Origin of the sequence: Moraxella pluranimalium (assembly GCF_002014825.1) — a bacterium.
Classification (GTDB): Bacteria; Pseudomonadota; Gammaproteobacteria; order Pseudomonadales; family Moraxellaceae; genus Moraxella; species Moraxella pluranimalium.
Map to the genome: position 1 here is coordinate 36,337 of NZ_MUYU01000009.1, position 14,596 is coordinate 50,932.

The 14,596-nt window shown below is 46.5% G+C and carries 13 protein-coding genes; 5 read left to right on the forward strand and 8 right to left on the reverse strand.

Annotated elements, in window-relative coordinates; genetic code table 11:
- Positions 1-123: 123 nt before the first annotated feature.
- Complete coding sequence (locus B0680_RS03870; RefSeq protein WP_078253742.1) at positions 124-681, forward strand: nuclear transport factor 2 family protein; 558 nt, start codon at positions 124-126, stop codon at positions 679-681.
- 315 nt (positions 682-996) lie between these two features.
- A complete protein-coding gene (locus B0680_RS03875; RefSeq protein WP_078253743.1) occupies positions 997-3,513 on the forward strand; it encodes a LysM peptidoglycan-binding domain-containing protein in 2,517 nt (838 codons plus the stop codon).
- Positions 3,514-3,585: 72 nt separating this feature from the next.
- Here B0680_RS03875 and B0680_RS03880 read toward each other — a convergent pair whose 3' ends face one another.
- Positions 3,586-4,917 carry a transglycosylase SLT domain-containing protein gene (locus B0680_RS03880; RefSeq protein ID WP_078253744.1) on the reverse strand — a complete coding sequence of 444 codons (1,332 nt, stop codon included), beginning with the start codon at positions 4,915-4,917 and terminating at the stop codon, positions 3,586-3,588.
- A gap of 357 nt (positions 4,918-5,274) precedes the next feature.
- Positions 5,275-6,045 carry a Nif3-like dinuclear metal center hexameric protein gene (locus B0680_RS03885; RefSeq protein WP_078253745.1) on the reverse strand — a complete coding sequence of 257 codons (771 nt, stop codon included), beginning with the start codon at positions 6,043-6,045 and terminating at the stop codon, positions 5,275-5,277.
- Positions 6,046-6,328: 283 nt separating this feature from the next.
- Between B0680_RS03885 and B0680_RS03890 the strand changes: the two genes are divergently transcribed.
- Entirely contained in the window at positions 6,329-7,684 is a 1,356-nt protein-coding gene (locus B0680_RS03890; RefSeq protein ID WP_078253746.1) for a S1C family serine protease, read from the forward strand.
- A 63-nt stretch (positions 7,685-7,747) separates the two neighbouring features.
- Here B0680_RS03890 and B0680_RS03895 read toward each other — a convergent pair whose 3' ends face one another.
- Genes B0680_RS03895 through B0680_RS03905 form a run of 3 tightly spaced genes read right to left on the reverse strand, consistent with a single transcriptional unit; the run spans position 7,748 to position 9,707 of the window.
- Positions 7,748-8,518 carry an ABC transporter permease gene (locus B0680_RS03895; protein ID WP_078253747.1) on the reverse strand — a complete coding sequence of 257 codons (771 nt, stop codon included), beginning with the start codon at positions 8,516-8,518 and terminating at the stop codon, positions 7,748-7,750.
- Positions 8,515-9,222, reverse strand: a complete 708-nt coding sequence (locus tag B0680_RS03900; protein WP_078253748.1) for an ABC transporter ATP-binding protein — start codon at positions 9,220-9,222, stop codon at positions 8,515-8,517. The genes B0680_RS03895 and B0680_RS03900 overlap by 4 nt, the downstream gene beginning before the upstream one ends.
- Before the next feature lie 11 nt (positions 9,223-9,233).
- Complete coding sequence (locus B0680_RS03905; protein ID WP_078253749.1) at positions 9,234-9,707, reverse strand: thioesterase family protein; 474 nt, start codon at positions 9,705-9,707, stop codon at positions 9,234-9,236.
- A gap of 206 nt (positions 9,708-9,913) precedes the next feature.
- Between B0680_RS03905 and xthA the strand changes: the two genes are divergently transcribed.
- Both xthA and argJ read left to right on the forward strand, forming a co-directional pair.
- Entirely contained in the window at positions 9,914-10,729 is an 816-nt protein-coding gene (xthA, locus tag B0680_RS03910) for an exodeoxyribonuclease III (protein WP_078253911.1), read from the forward strand.
- A 221-nt stretch (positions 10,730-10,950) separates the two neighbouring features.
- Complete coding sequence (gene argJ / locus B0680_RS03915) at positions 10,951-12,162, forward strand: bifunctional glutamate N-acetyltransferase/amino-acid acetyltransferase ArgJ (RefSeq protein WP_078253750.1); 1,212 nt, start codon at positions 10,951-10,953, stop codon at positions 12,160-12,162.
- A gap of 139 nt (positions 12,163-12,301) precedes the next feature.
- Here the strand turns inward: argJ and B0680_RS03920 are convergent, their stop codons facing one another.
- Genes B0680_RS03920 through xseA form a run of 3 tightly spaced genes read right to left on the reverse strand, consistent with a single transcriptional unit; the run spans position 12,302 to position 14,520 of the window.
- Positions 12,302-12,811: a nitroreductase family protein gene (locus B0680_RS03920; RefSeq protein WP_078253751.1), complete on the reverse strand. Its 510-nt coding sequence runs from the start codon at positions 12,809-12,811 to the stop codon at positions 12,302-12,304.
- A 3-nt stretch (positions 12,812-12,814) separates the two neighbouring features.
- The gene (locus B0680_RS03925) at positions 12,815-12,976 is read right to left on the reverse strand and encodes a nitroreductase family protein (RefSeq protein ID WP_078253752.1); all 162 of its coding nucleotides are present in this window, start codon (positions 12,974-12,976) and stop codon (positions 12,815-12,817) included.
- An 8-nt stretch (positions 12,977-12,984) separates the two neighbouring features.
- On the reverse strand, positions 12,985-14,520 hold the full coding sequence (gene xseA, locus B0680_RS03930) for an exodeoxyribonuclease VII large subunit (protein WP_078253753.1): 1,536 nt from the start codon (positions 14,518-14,520) through the stop codon (positions 12,985-12,987).
- Positions 14,521-14,596: the final 76 nt, after the last annotated feature.

A 14,596-nucleotide genomic window follows, 5' to 3' on the forward strand; every position in this document is an offset into this window, starting at 1 on the left:
CTTTGCCTGCTATTGTAGTATGTAGATAAATTTGACACCATCTGTGTTGCCTAACTGAGCTATTTTGGGATATCGCAGATGATTTTGGCTTGATAACAAGCATGACCAACAAAGGGTTGTCCTATGAAAAACAACACCCGACATTTTCTCAAAAAAACCGTGAACGCCAGCCTATTGACTGCAGCGATTGGCACACTGGGTAAACTTTCTGGCAAAAATCTTGGCAAAGGCTTGAGCCTAGGGCTATTTATTGGTGCTTTAGGCGTGCAAAGCCTAATCACAACGCCTGCTTATGCCATCAGCGAAAAAGACATTGGCGGCTACGCCAGCGCAATGACTGCTGCTGCGAACAACCAAAACATCGCCCAAATCTCAAAGCTGATTGCTGATGATGCGATTATCTCGCTATCACGCAACAACAAGACCACAAGTCTGGACAAAGAAGGTTATCTGCAATTACTCCAAAAAAGCTGGGCAAAAGCATCCAATTATCGCTATCACATCAACATCAGCGATGTTGTCGTTACTGGCAATCAAGCCAGAGCGCAAGTCACGACAACCGAAACTTGGACGCAAGACGGTAAACCTGTCAAAATTACTACATCATCTCGAGCCACACTCTCACAATCGGGTGCAAACGCCGTACTGCTACGCTCAGTTGCCCAAGTGACTGTTGACTAACCACTGATTGTTCTTACGCATTTTTTTGCCATAGGTTTTATTTTGTAAGCCAAGATAAAACCTATGGCTTTTTGCATTGAAATGGTTGATAAAATTAGAAAAATCAGGCATTATTAACTCTTTTGAGCATTTGCTCGAGTTTATCCAGCATCAATCCATTGTATTAAGCGCATTTATCAGATTTTATTTATGATGTAATTATCTACTTTTGATTATCGCAGACATATATGACTTGACTGGATTTTGATTTGTTATTTTGATTGTTTTATTATCTTTGTCACCGCTTGATTTTATACCAAATTAAGGAAATTGCTTATGTTCTATTCCACACAATCACTCAAAGCACCCAGATTGTTAAAACCGCTGAGCATTGCAATTTCTTCTTGTATTTTGGTAGCGTGTAGCAGCACAGGTACAGTCAGCAGCTCCAAACCCACCGCTGTCGTCACCACCAAGCCCCAGACCACTCGCCAGCAACCACAAACCAGCTCGGGTACTTATACAGGCGTGCTTGATGCTGAACTGCTTGATGCCATGGAAGATTTGCTCCAAGCAACCGATATGAGCATGGTAGAAGGTGATGAGCTTGCGGTGCAACGCTATGGCAACCTATGGGACCGTGTCCGCCGTGGCTATCGCATGAGCGAAGTAAATAATGCCCGTATCGAAGCCCAAAAATCTTGGTTCTACTCACGTCAAAGTTACCTAAACCGTCTAACTGCACGTGCATCACGCTATCTACATCATACAGTCGCCGAAGCAGAGCGTCGTGGTATCCCAACCGAATTGGCACTACTCCCTATTATTGAAAGCTCATACGACCCAACGGCAACGAGTAATGCCGCCGCCGCTGGTTTGTGGCAATTTATCCCAAGCACTGGGCGTATCTATGGTCTTAACCAAAGCTCAAGCTATGATGGTCGCCGTGATGTCATTGAGTCAACCCGTGCGGCGTATGATTTTTTGACCAGTCTATATAATCAATTTGGCTCATGGGAACTTGCTTTGGCGGCGTATAACGCAGGGCCAGGACGTATCTCAAAAGCCATCAGAGCCAACCAAGAGCAGGGCTTGCCAACTGATTATTGGTCGCTAAAGCTACCCACCGAAACCATGAACTACGTGCCACGCTTTATTGCTGTGTCACAAATTGTCAAATCGCCAAATAGCTATGGCATTGATTTGCCCGCCATCGCCAACCACAGCCATTTTCGTACTGTACCGGTCAATTATGGCGTCAGCCTATCTGAAGTCTCATCACTAACAGGCGTGAGCATTGATGAGCTTAAGCTACTCAATCCTGCGCTACTGAGTCAAAGCGTGGATGAAATCGGCCCAAATCGTATTGTCATCCCAGACAGCCTACCAAGCTCAATCGATGCCAAGCTTTCGGCATTACGCGGTTTTGGTTTTGGGGGTGATTATGTGGCAACCGCACCCGCTCAAAGTATCGACTATGTTGTGCCAAAATCAGGCGCAGCAGCAAACAACCAGTCTCAGCAAGAGCTCATTTTGGCAAATACCTTGCCAACCACGATTGCACAAGTCACCGAAAACAACACCATCATCCAAGAGCCTGCCTTGAGCCAAGCGGAGCGTGATTTTATCGCCGCCCAAATTCAAGCAGATACCAAAAATCAAGTTCAAGCCATCAACCCAACCGATGGCAATATTGAGCTCAACGCAGTACAAACAGGGCAGTCTGTACTTGATGCACGTGGCGAAACCAAAACCATCAGCTTTGCAGGTAGTACGCCAAAGTCGCAACCAGTGGTAACGCCACAACTACCACCTGCTCAGAACCACACCCAGCCTGCCATCATTGCAGAAACTCAAATCAATCAGCCGCAGGTACAAACTACACCTAATACTACGCCTACATCATTCAATGATGGCTCAACCGATAATTTATCCAATACAGCATTCCAAGCGTCAGTACAGACTCAAAACCAAACTCAGTCACAAACCCAAGTGTCAGCACAGACACCGACCGCGCCAAAACCACAGGCACAGCCAAAACCTGTCGCCACGCCAAAACCTACACCAAAACCCGCCACCAAACCCGAAAGCTACACAGTACGCACAGGCGATAGCTTGACTTCTGTGGCTGCTGCCAATGGTTTAACAGTGGGGCAATTGGCAAGTTATAATAATCTGCCTGTTGATTCACATATTTTTGTTGGCCAAAAGCTATGGCTAGTCTCAGGTAAAGTCAAACCACAACAGACACCTGCACCAACACGCACACAGTCAGCACCTGCTAATAATTCAAGCACAACAAGCAGTGGTGCAACGCATAAAGTTGTCGCAGGCGAAAGCTTAACTGCCATCGCTCGTAAATACAATGTCTCGCTACAAGCCTTAGCAGCCGAAAACGGCTTATCAGTGACTGACAATGTACTGATTGGACAAGTATTAAAACTGCCAAATGGTGCAAACGTGAGTACAGCACAATCTCAAGCGCAGGCAAGTAATACGGCTAAGCAGGCAACTACACCAAAAGCTGTCGCTACAGCCACAGCCAACAATCGTGCAACCGATAGCTACACCGTCAAAGCAGGTGAAAGCCTAACCGCCATCGCCAATCGCTCTGGGGTCAGCGTACAAGAATTAGCATCGCTCAATGGTCTATCACCAACTGCTAATTTGCTCATCGGTCAGCGTATCAAAATCCCAAAAACCACGACAACTTATACCGTCAAGGCAGGTGATGGCTTGATTTCATTGGCCAGACGCTATGGTATCAGCGCTGCTGAGCTTGCCAAGATGAATAATCTTGAGCCAAATACCAGTCTTAGAATTGGACAAGTGCTGACCGTGCCTAACAAATAACTCATAGCCAAACCAAACGACAAGCCCACCAAAAAATATCAGGTGGGCTTTGTTATTGAGCTTTTATTTACTTTATTTGCTGTCGCTTTTGGCGGTGATTTGTGTTTGTTCGCTTTGAGCGTTTTGATTGTGGCGTTTAATCGCTTCTAGATATGTGCGGATATTGGTAACATAGGTGACGCACTGACCATATCGACTGTTGGTATCGGCGTGCTTATTTAGATAGGCATAGACATTGAGCCACAGATTAGGGTCTTTGCCTTGTTCTTTTAGCTTATCTTGAATATTTCTGACGGCGTTTGGGCCCATGTTATATGCCGCAAGCACAAACCATAAACGGTCAACTTCAGGAATATCAGCAAATTGACCTTGTAGTTTATTTAAATATTTAGCACCGCCATGAATGCTTTGGGTGACATTGTTGCGGTCTTTGACACCCATCATTTTTGCGGTGTCTTGGGTAAGCATCATGATGCCTTGCACGCCTGTTGGTGATGTTGCATCGGCATTGAGATGCGATTCTTGATAGCCAATCATCGCAAGTAATTGCCAATCATGATTGAACTCTTTGGCGCTGACCTTAAAGCCATACTCAAACAATGGCAGTTTTTTGATAGCTGCTTGAAAATGCTTGGCGTTATAAGCATTTTCAAGTAAAGTATCATTATGAAATTGTGCTAAATAGGTCAAATCTTCTTGAAATTCGCCATTGCACAAAAATTTGGTCAAATGCTCATTGGTATCCACCGCAGATGTCGTTACAAAGCTTAAGGTATTATCAATACCTGCTTTAGCAAAAATCGCCATCTCTTCATCACTACAAGCAACTGGACTAATCACCATCTCGTCTTGATTATTCAGCTGATTTTCACCATTGCTCAATAGTGCCATATCAGCCGTACCAGATGCAACCGCCTGTAGCGCTTGGCTGTCATTACTATAATGAACCAATGCCAACGGCACACCAAGATGGCTGGCGTATTGTCTAGCGACATCATAGCCAAAGCCATGCATCAGCCCGTCGGTAGTATAAGCAATGCTATGATTAGGCACGGTTGCGACGGTTAGCACCTGATTGGTGGTGATTTTTTCGACACCGTCCACAGTCTGTAGTGGTGCGGTGCGATTTAGGACGCCTGTGATAGGGATGATGACAAGCACAGTCACTGCCAAAGCTTGCCATAGTCGGGTGAAGTAGTGGGGATGGGTCGTGCGATACTGCTTAATCGTGCGATAAGCCGTATCCAAACGCTCTGTTATCGGGCGAAAAATCTTATTTTTGACAAAAGCCCATTTGCCTTTTTCAAGGTCGTGCAAAAACACCGCTCGTACCGGCTTGGCACGATAGGGCGATTTGTGAGTTGATTGGTTGTTATTGTGTCTTTTGTCTGACTGATTTTGCATTCATTCTCCCAACTTGCTAGGCAATCACCGAGCAAGAACCATCAAATTTGGTTAAAATCACACCAAAGTTCGATTGGTATTTGTACACTATGCAAAAAAATTCGGTCAAGTTCAATTCAAAAAAACACAACTTTACAATAATGTGTAGAATTGTTACCAAAAACGCTGAATTTATTTCATATTAAAAATTTATTATAAGCTATCAATTAAATATTAGTTATAAATAAATTATTGCTATTATTTTAAACACGCTGTCAAATTTAATTTATGACTGCATAGTCATTATAGGGTATAAAAAATTGCCAATCGATATCATTGGCAATTTTTTCGTTAATTGTAAGCTAGTTTTTTTGTGCATCACGCAGGATTAAAAATATCAACAAACTTGGTCGGGATACCCAATGATGCTTGCACCACCCGCCCAAGCTCACGGATACCGCCGCGCTCGGTGGCATGATGACCTGCGGCAAAATAATCAATGCCCATTTCACGGGCAAAATGCGTGGTACGTTCGCTGATTTCCCCAGACACAAAGGCATCACAGCCCATCGCATACGCCTGCTCAATCATATCTTGTGCACCACCTGTGCAGATGCCGATTTTGGTTAGGATACGGTCTTTTTCGCCTGCATTGATGTGTAGGGGTGCAATGCATAGTGCATCGCTGATTTTTTGGGCAAAATCTGATGCGCGAATCGGTGCTGTGGTGGCGATATTACCTACAGGGTACTTCTCATGTGGATACAATGCACCGACAATTTGCAAATCCAGCTCATCAGCAAGGACGGCATTATTACCGATGATAGGGTGGGCGTCTAATGGCAGATGATAGGCAATGAGCGAAATACCGTTTTGCATCAAACTGCGAATGCGTGCGCCTTTCATACCGACGAGCGGGGCAGGTTCACCTTTCCAAAAATAGCCATGATGCACCAAAATCGCTTGGGCGTTTTGGGCGATGGCGGTATCAATCAAAGCTTGGCTTGCAGTCACGCCTGTGATGATGTTGCTGATTGGCACGCCTGCATCGACCTGCAGTCCATTTGGGCAATAATCGCTAAAATTACTCGCCTGCAAATATTCATCACAAAAACGGGTCAATTCTTGGGCGCTGATGGTGGTTGTCATGGCAATTTTCCAAAAATTTATCAATTTAGGCTATTGTAATGACTTCATGAGTGATTGGCAAGCTTGGCAAGGGTGTTTGGATTTGCTTGATTGCTTTTTATCACTTAGCCATCGCCAATGAGTGCAGTGCTGATGTGATGATAAAATTTAGAAAAATTCATTAGACTAATAATTACCAAATGTATCCACCTTGAAAAACTTGCTTGATACGCCCATGATATACTTCGCCATCAACTGCACATCAACTGCAAATGACACCATCTTGCCATTAAAAGGATAAACTATGAACCAAAAGCCAATTCACCAAAAACAACAAGGCTTTAGCGCTTGGGCGATTTTGCCTTGGCTACTTGCCATCGCTTTGGCAGCCGTGCTATGGCTCGTCTATGAGCAACTGCAAAATACACGCACGCAAGTGGATACACTCAGCCAACAGCCCGCCCAAACCGTCTGGCAGCCCAAAGTCGCCGATAATACAGGGGTCAATCCCGATACGCCAAGCCCTGTCAGCTCTTATCATAATGCGGTCAGCCTAGCGGCGCAGTCAGTCGTCAATATCTACACCACACAGCGTATCAGCCGTAGCCCTTATGCCAATGACCCTGTACTTCAGCAGTTATTTGAACAGCATTATGGCAAGATTGAACGAGAAGAAAATAGTCTCGGCTCAGGTGTGGTCGTCTCAAAAGATGGCTATATCATCACCAATGCCCATGTAATCGAAGATGCCACCGAGATTACTGTGGTGTTTCATGATGGCTCAAAGGCTCATGCCAAAGTCATCGGGCGCGATGTTGAGAGCGATTTGGCGGTCATTCGTGTTGAGCGTAGCGACCTTGTGCCGATGGCGTTTCGTGATACTGCCATCCAAGTGGGTGATGTCGCACTGGCAATCGGCAATCCATTTGGCGTGGGACAAACTGTCACTCAAGGCATCATCTCAGCGACAGGGCGTGCTGGGATTGGCGTTAGTAATTTTGAAGATTTTATTCAAACGGATGCTGCCATCAACCCGGGCAACTCAGGCGGTGCATTGGTCGATGCCAATGGTGCGTTAATCGGTATCAATACCGCCATCTATTCTCGCTCAGGTGGCTCAATGGGTATCGGCTTTGCCATCCCGACAACCATCGTCAGCCAAGTGATGAATGATTTGATTAATAAAGGCTATGTCAGCCGTGGCTGGATTGGCGTGGAAATCGCTCGCACCGCTGACAACCCAACCGCCATCGACACCCAAGAAGGGCTATTGATTGCCCGAGTGCTCGCAGATGGTCCAGCTGATAAAGCAGGCATCAAATCGGGCGATGTGTTGCTTGCTTTGGATGATATGCAGCTGACCAATGGCAATGCTTTGGTGAATTTGGTTGCCAAAAAAGCACCGGGCACGCAGATGACTGCGGTCGTTCGTCGTGGCAGTGAAACGCTCAATCTACCAATCACACTTGCCGAGCGTCCAAATCCATCTGCCCAAGTGCCAACTCAAGCACCAAGCCAAGCGCAGAACCAACAAACCACGCCATCAACGCCACAAGATGCACCTGCGCAAAATGCACCAAATAGTGCACCACATGACGGCAGCTATGAAGCTCAGCTCAATCACTTATTCAATGAGCTCAAAAAGCTACAAAATCAGTGATAACTTAAGTCAAAAAAACCGAACTGTGATGGTTCGGTTTTTTTGTTTGGTCAATTCACAATCCTATTTTGGTATCACAAGCTGCATTCTGCGATTAAAAAACCGTCTCACCACAAACAATGCCGATAGCGTACACGACAGCGCACTGCCTGCACAAATAAAAAACATGGTAATAATCTGATAACGCACCGCCTGCGTCGGATCAGCACCGGCTAGGATTTGACCTGTCATCATTCCTGGTAGGCTCACCACGCCCACCACCATCATTGAGTTGATCGTCGGCATCATCCCGCTACTAATGGCTGTGGCGATGGCACTGTGGCATGCTTCATAAGGGGTTGCAGACAGCGATAACATCGTACGAATCTCGGCCTGCTCACTGTGCAGATGGTCAATCAGCCGTCCTGTGGTTAGCGAAATGGCAGTCAGCGAATTACCCAAAATCAAGCCCAAAATCGGAATGATGTACTGCGGCGCATACCACGGCGAAACCTGCAAAATCAGCATCATCGCCACGAGCGTCACCACACCTGTTGCCACACCCAGTGAGAGCAGGGTATCGGTCAGTAGCCCACGATAGGGGCGTTTGATGCGGTTTTTGGCAGAGATAGCGGCGATGAGCGTCATGATGGATAATATCGTCAGCACTTCGTACCATGCTTCGCGGGCAAAGACCCATGCCAGTATCAGCCCGATTAGGCTAAGCTGTGCTATCGTGCGGATACTAGCGATGAGCAAGGTCTTGGCAAGTCCAAGCTTAAGATAAACAGATATCCCAATCGCTATCAGCACAAGCAGCGATGCCATCAGCACATCAATGATATCTAAAATCATACACGCTCCAAGCCATCAGGCTGTGCACACTCAAGCCGTCCTGCCGTCATCTGCCACGATATCGCACCCAGCATATCCACTTCATCCGTGCGATGACTAATCCAAATATAAGCACGATGCGTATCAAGCCATTCATGCACGAGCGTCATCAGCACGCCTGCACTCACCGTATCGAGCGCTGCGGTCGGCTCATCGAGCAGTAGCACCGTCGGCTCAAGCTGTAGCATACGCAAAAAATGCACGATTTGGCGTTCACCGCCAGACAGCTTGGTGATGTCTTGATGAATAAAATCTGCCGATTTGCCAAATCGTGATAGCCATGCTAGATGTTGATGTTCATCAAAGTGCTGATTTTTATGATGGCTAAAGCGGTAAGGTAACTTCAAATTATCCAATACCGTGCCATCCATCATCACAGGCGTCTGAGTCAGTAGAGCGACTTGATGACGCCAAACTTGCGGTGGTGTGGCGGCTAGGTTCTGCGCTGTTGGCGTATCTAGCAGAATTTGACCTTGTGTCAGTGGTATTTGTCCTGCCAAAGCAGACAGTAGTACGGATTTGCCCGCACCTGATGCGCCCGTCAACACCACTTTATCACCGCCATAGAGCACGCCTGAGACATCATCGAGTAGCACATGAGTACCCTGTGCGTCATTATCTGTGATGGATATATGATTAAAGATTATTAAAGGATGATTTGACATATCAGCACAGCTTAATTATGATGGCTAAGCGACGACAAAGCTTTGAGCGTCTGAACAAAGGATGTCGGCAGACGGTGCGGACGAATGGCCTTGCCATCATTACGCACACAAGCAAGGGTGATACTGCCTGTGGTCGCAGGCTTATCACTATCGGGTCTATAGATACTTTGGGATAGGATTAGGCTTGCAGGCTTAATGGTCAGGCTATCTACAGTAACGCTTAGCTCATCATCAACGAGCAGCGGGGCGATGTATTTGAGCTCGGCTTGACTTACCACAAAATGCACCGCACCGCCTTGACCATGTGTATTTGCCGTGCCTTCGCCATCATCGGATAAGTCAAAAAAGTAGCCATCATAACCCAATGATGCCAACCAATCACGGCGACAGTTTTCAAAAAAAGTTAAATGATTGGCATGATAAACAATCCCACCTGCATCGGTGTGATTGATATAGACTTTGTAATTTTTTTGATAAATTGACATCACGATTTCCCTATAATTGCCCAAAGATAATCAATGAAATTGGCTTACTATTGTACACCTTTTATCCGCTTGGGTGTTAGTATTTTACAAGAGTGTCTGATGAATGTTGATGCAACAAAACTTTGTACAAAAAATTTCGCCATTTGCCCCAAAAATTGTTACAATAGCCTAATTTTTTTGAAAATAAATACATTAGGCGCATAATGATGACTACTTTTGTCAGTTTTAATATCAATGGGCTGCGAGCTCGTCCGCATCAGCTACAAGCCGTCAAAGAAAGCTTGAATGCAGATGTCATCGGACTTCAAGAAACCAAAGTGCATGATGAAGCATTTCCGCTTGAGATGGCAAGCGAGCTTGGCTATCATGTGGAATTTTTTGGGCAAAAGTCGCATTATGGCGTGGCGCTCATCTCCAAGCAAGCGCCGATTTTTGTGCAAAAGGGCTTTCCGTTTGGCGATGCCGATGCCCAGCGCCGACTGATTCATGCACGCTATGACTTTGGCGGTCAGGTGGTTGATGTGCTAAACGGCTATTTTCCGCAGGGCGAAAATCGCAGTCATGAGACCAAATTCCCCATGAAGCGTGCGTTTTATGCCGATTTGAACCGCTATATCACCGAGCTAAAAAGCGATGGCAATGAGCTTATCATCATGGGTGATATGAATATCTCGCCACTGGATATCGATGTCGGTATCGGTGAAGTCAATGCCAAACGCTGGCTTGCCAAAGGTACGTGTTCATTTTTGCCTGAAGAGCGTGACTGGTACCAAGCTTTGATGGAAACAGGTTTAAGCGATACTTATCGATTGTTCCGACCCGATGCCGCCGATGAGTTTAGTTGGTTTGATTATCGCTCTCGTGGCTTTGAAGATACGCCGAAGCGTGGACTACGCATTGACCACATTTTATGTACAGATGGGCTAAAAAATCGCTGTGTCGATGCTGGTATCAGCTATGATATTCGTGGTATGGATAAGCCATCTGACCATGCGCCGATTTGGGCGAAGTTTGATTTGTAAGGTGATTTGCACAAATTTGATTTACGAAGAATTTGGGCGTTTGACTTTTGTTGGATTTTTGGGTAAATTCAACAGGGATGATGGCATGGCTGTGCATAGTTGTGATAGCCAAAAACTTCACATAGCTTATCAAACGCCTTATCAGATGTCTTTGATGGTAAGCAATTAAACTGATTTTTTTAACGAAACCATTTTTTAATAAAACGACAAGGAGCACGCTCATGGCAGTTGGTGATATTAGCATTCCACAGACGATTTATCCGATTTCTGGGGTAAAAATCGGCACGACCAAAGCGTACGTGCGATACGCTGACCGCCGTGATTTGGTGGTGTTTGAGATTGCTAAAGGGGCGACGGTGGCGGCTGTCACCACCCAAAATCAGTTTTGTGCTGCGCCTGTGCAGGTACTTCGTAAGCACATTGCAAATACAGTGCCTACACATCTTTTGATTAATACCGGTAATGCCAACGCTGCAACGGGTGCAGATGGCGTTGAGCGTGCACTGGCGACTTGTGATGCTTTGGCAAATAAAGCAGGGGTCAGTATCCAAAATATCTTGCCATACTCAACAGGCGTCATCGGTGAAGCCTTGCCAAGTAATAAAATCATTGCAGGACTGGACAGTGCTTTGGCGGATTTGTCCGAAGATAACTGGCTAGATGCTGCACACGGTATCTGCACGACTGATACCATCCCTAAGCTTGCTAGCGAAAAGGTCAGCATTGATGGCGTGGACTATCACATCACAGGCATCTCAAAGGGTGCAGGGATGATTCGCCCAAATATGGCGACGATGCTTGGCTTTGTGGCGACTGATGCCAAGATTGACCAAGATTTGCTCCAATCGATGCTCATCAAGCTGACCAATGCCTCATTCAACCGCATCACCATCGATGGTGATACATCGACCAATGACTGCTGTACGCTGATTGCCACAGGCACGGCAGGTGAGATAAGTGAGAGTCATCCTAAGTTTGATGAGTTTTATGCGGCGCTTGAGCGTGTATTTGTCCGCTTGGCGACGCTCATCGTGCGTGATGGCGAAGGGGCGACCAAGTTCATCACCGTCAAAGTCACTGGCGGTAAAGATACCAATGAGTGTGCCGATGTCGCCTATGCGGTGGCACATTCACCACTGGTCAAGACAGCGTTTTTTGCCTCCGATCCGAACTGGGGTCGTATCCTAGCGGCGGTCGGCTATGCAGGCGTCGAGCTTGACCAAAGCCGTGTCAATGTCGCACTCGATGAAGTATCCATCTGTGAGCGTGGTGGATTGGCGACAGGCTACACCGAAGCGCGTGGCAGTGAAGTCATGAAGCGTCCTGAGATTACCGTGCATATCGAGCTTGGACGGGGCGATGCGACCGATACGGTTTATACCTGTGATTTATCTTATGATTATGTGAAGATTAATGCGGATTATCGCTCATAAGCAAGCATGGTTAAGCAAAACAGCTATTGTTAGAGATTAACAATAGCTGTTTTTATTGATTCTTTATATTTATGCATTAAGAGCGGTCAGCAATGCCAAAGCATGACAAGCTTGGCATTTAGCAAAGTTTTACCTGATACTACAGCCAAGTTACCAGCTGATCCATCGCCAAGCGAGCTTTTGGCAATGTACGATTGCCATCGGCATCGCTGGCATAACCAAGTGCGACTAGTACCGAGCTTTTTAGCCCTTTGGCAGGCAGGTCTAGGGCTTGATCAAGTGCTGCAGCATCATAGCCACCGATTGGTGTGGCATCAATGCCAAGTAGCTTGGCAGATAGCAGTAGATGCCCAAGTGCAATAAAGGTCTGATTCTCCGCCCATTGTAATAATAGCTCGGGCTGCGTAGCGTATTGGCTGATATAGTGACTGCACAGCGCTTGGCGAGATTGCATAATCTCATCGCTGGCGAATCGACCCGCATCCTTTTCGGCGTGTAGCACGGCAGTTAGATGTGTATCATCAATCGTCGTGCGAGTGCACATAATCAGAGTATGCGATGCGTTTTGTACCTTTGGCACATTGTGTGCATCGCCACCAGTCATGGCGGTGGTGATGGTTGCTTTAGCATTATCACTGCCTGCGACCAAAAACTACCATGGCTGAATGTTAATCGACGATGGCGCAAGTCGCAGCATCTCAAGCAAGGTATGCAGTGTGGTATCATCGATTTTTTTGGTGGCATCGTATGCCTTGCAAGTATAGCGAGTTTGAGCAAGCTCGAGCGCTGTTTGTGCCAAGATGGTTGTGGTCATAATTTTCCTTATTTTAAGTCTGATGGATCAATATGCTCAATCTTTGCCGATGCTTTACCATCAGCAAAGCTGATATGCACCGTCTGATTGGGATGAAGTTTGGTGATACTGCCAATCGGTGTGTGCGTCTCATCACTGATGATGGCATAGCCTTTTTGTAGTGTGCGTTTGGGATGCTGAATCAGAATCAGACTTTGCAGATGTCGGCAATTTTCTTTGAGCTGATGTAGGCGTGTGCCAAGCGATTGATGTCGCTCAAATGCAGTTTGGCTAAGTGCTTTGGCAGTGGCGAGCTTTTTGGTTGCACTGGATTTGATGCTACTGATAAGTGCATCATTGTGCTGTTTTTGTCGCTGTGCTTGATGCTTGATGGCTGATTGGAGCTGTCTGAGTTCATGATGGCTGTCTTTTTTGGCGAGCATCAGCGTGCGTGAGCTATTTAGGCGAATACGCTCAAGACTGCGTTCACTGTTTTGCTTGGCATGAGCAATGCTAGTTTGGCTGTAGCGATTGATTTTTGTCATCTGCTCTTGGGCTTTTTTGACCATTGCCACCAGATGTGATTCGATGCCAAGAATGACTTTGGATGGTGTATCAAAGCTGGTATGCGCCACTTCATCCAAAATCACCGTATCTCGCTCATGCCCCACGCCCACCCACACAGGCACAGGACATTCCGCCACGAGTGCGGCGAGTTCATAGTCATTCAGATATGCCAAATCACCCACCGCACCACCACCACGAATGATGACCAATAAATCAGGCAAGTCATCAAATGATTCGATAAAATGACTCATCCCCGTCATGATGGCAGCACGAATCTCGCTCGGTGCATGATTGCCCTGAAAAGTCGCATAATGATAATGAAATTGGCAGGCATTTGCCGACGCTAAGCGGTCAGCTTCTGCACGAAAATCCCCTAAGCCCGCTGCCTGCTCGGGTGCAATCACCACCACTTGACGAATATCAAAAGGCGTCGGCAATTTGCGATTGAGCATCAATAAGCCTTCATCGCTTAGGCGTTTTTTCATCGCTTGATACGCCATCGCAATCTCACCAAGCGTATAACTTGGGTCAATATCGCTGATATTTAGGCTAAAGCCGTACTGCGCATGAAATGTCGCCGAGCATTTAATCAGCACGCTACTGCCAGCGCTTAGCGTTTGCCCTGTGGCGGCCTTGAATTTGGCAAGTACAGTGCTTGCACGAAACCGCCACAGCGTCGCACGGCAACTGGCGGTGATGTCGCCTGCATCGTCTTTTTCGGCAAGCTCAAAATAATAATGCCCGCCCTTAGTATTCATCAAGCGAATCTCGGCGCGCACCCACACTTCATGGTCAAAACTGTCATCGATGACTAGCTTGACCGCCGTCAGATAATCCGATAATGACAAATGCGTATCGCTAAGCAAGGCTTTTGGCGCATCAGTTGCCATATCCGCTTCAAACTCGGCAGCGATTTGGCGGTGCTTGGCTGTGATGTCATCACTACTTGGTAGGCTTGCCCCTAGGCGCAGTGCTTGTTCGACAATGGATTTTGGCATGGATGGATATCAGTTGATTAATAATAAATGGCATTTAACAAACGGCATTGTAACAAAGCTTGGCAAACTTAGCAAA

Bases quoted from the DNA above. Each gene is read 5' to 3' on its own strand.
- B0680_RS03900 (WP_078253748.1), bottom strand. From the start codon at position 9,222: ATGTCAAATCATCCTTTAATAATCTTTAATCATATATCCATCACAGAT.
- B0680_RS03870 (WP_078253742.1), top strand. From the start codon at position 124: ATGAAAAACAACACCCGACATTTTCTCAAAAAAACCGTGAACGCCAGC.
- xthA (WP_078253911.1), top strand. From the start codon at position 9,914: ATGACTACTTTTGTCAGTTTTAATATCAATGGGCTGCGAGCTCGTCCG.
- B0680_RS03890 (WP_078253746.1), top strand. From the start codon at position 6,329: ATGAACCAAAAGCCAATTCACCAAAAACAACAAGGCTTTAGCGCTTGG.
- B0680_RS03925 (WP_078253752.1), bottom strand. From the start codon at position 12,976: ATGACCACAACCATCTTGGCACAAACAGCGCTCGAGCTTGCTCAAACT.
- B0680_RS03905 (WP_078253749.1), bottom strand. From the start codon at position 9,707: ATGTCAATTTATCAAAAAAATTACAAAGTCTATATCAATCACACCGAT.
- B0680_RS03895 (WP_078253747.1), bottom strand. From the start codon at position 8,518: ATGATTTTAGATATCATTGATGTGCTGATGGCATCGCTGCTTGTGCTG.
- xseA (WP_078253753.1), bottom strand. From the start codon at position 14,520: ATGCCAAAATCCATTGTCGAACAAGCACTGCGCCTAGGGGCAAGCCTA.
- argJ (WP_078253750.1), top strand. From the start codon at position 10,951: ATGGCAGTTGGTGATATTAGCATTCCACAGACGATTTATCCGATTTCT.
- B0680_RS03885 (WP_078253745.1), bottom strand. From the start codon at position 6,045: ATGACAACCACCATCAGCGCCCAAGAATTGACCCGTTTTTGTGATGAA.
- B0680_RS03880 (WP_078253744.1), bottom strand. From the start codon at position 4,917: ATGCAAAATCAGTCAGACAAAAGACACAATAACAACCAATCAACTCAC.
- B0680_RS03875 (WP_078253743.1), top strand. From the start codon at position 997: ATGTTCTATTCCACACAATCACTCAAAGCACCCAGATTGTTAAAACCG.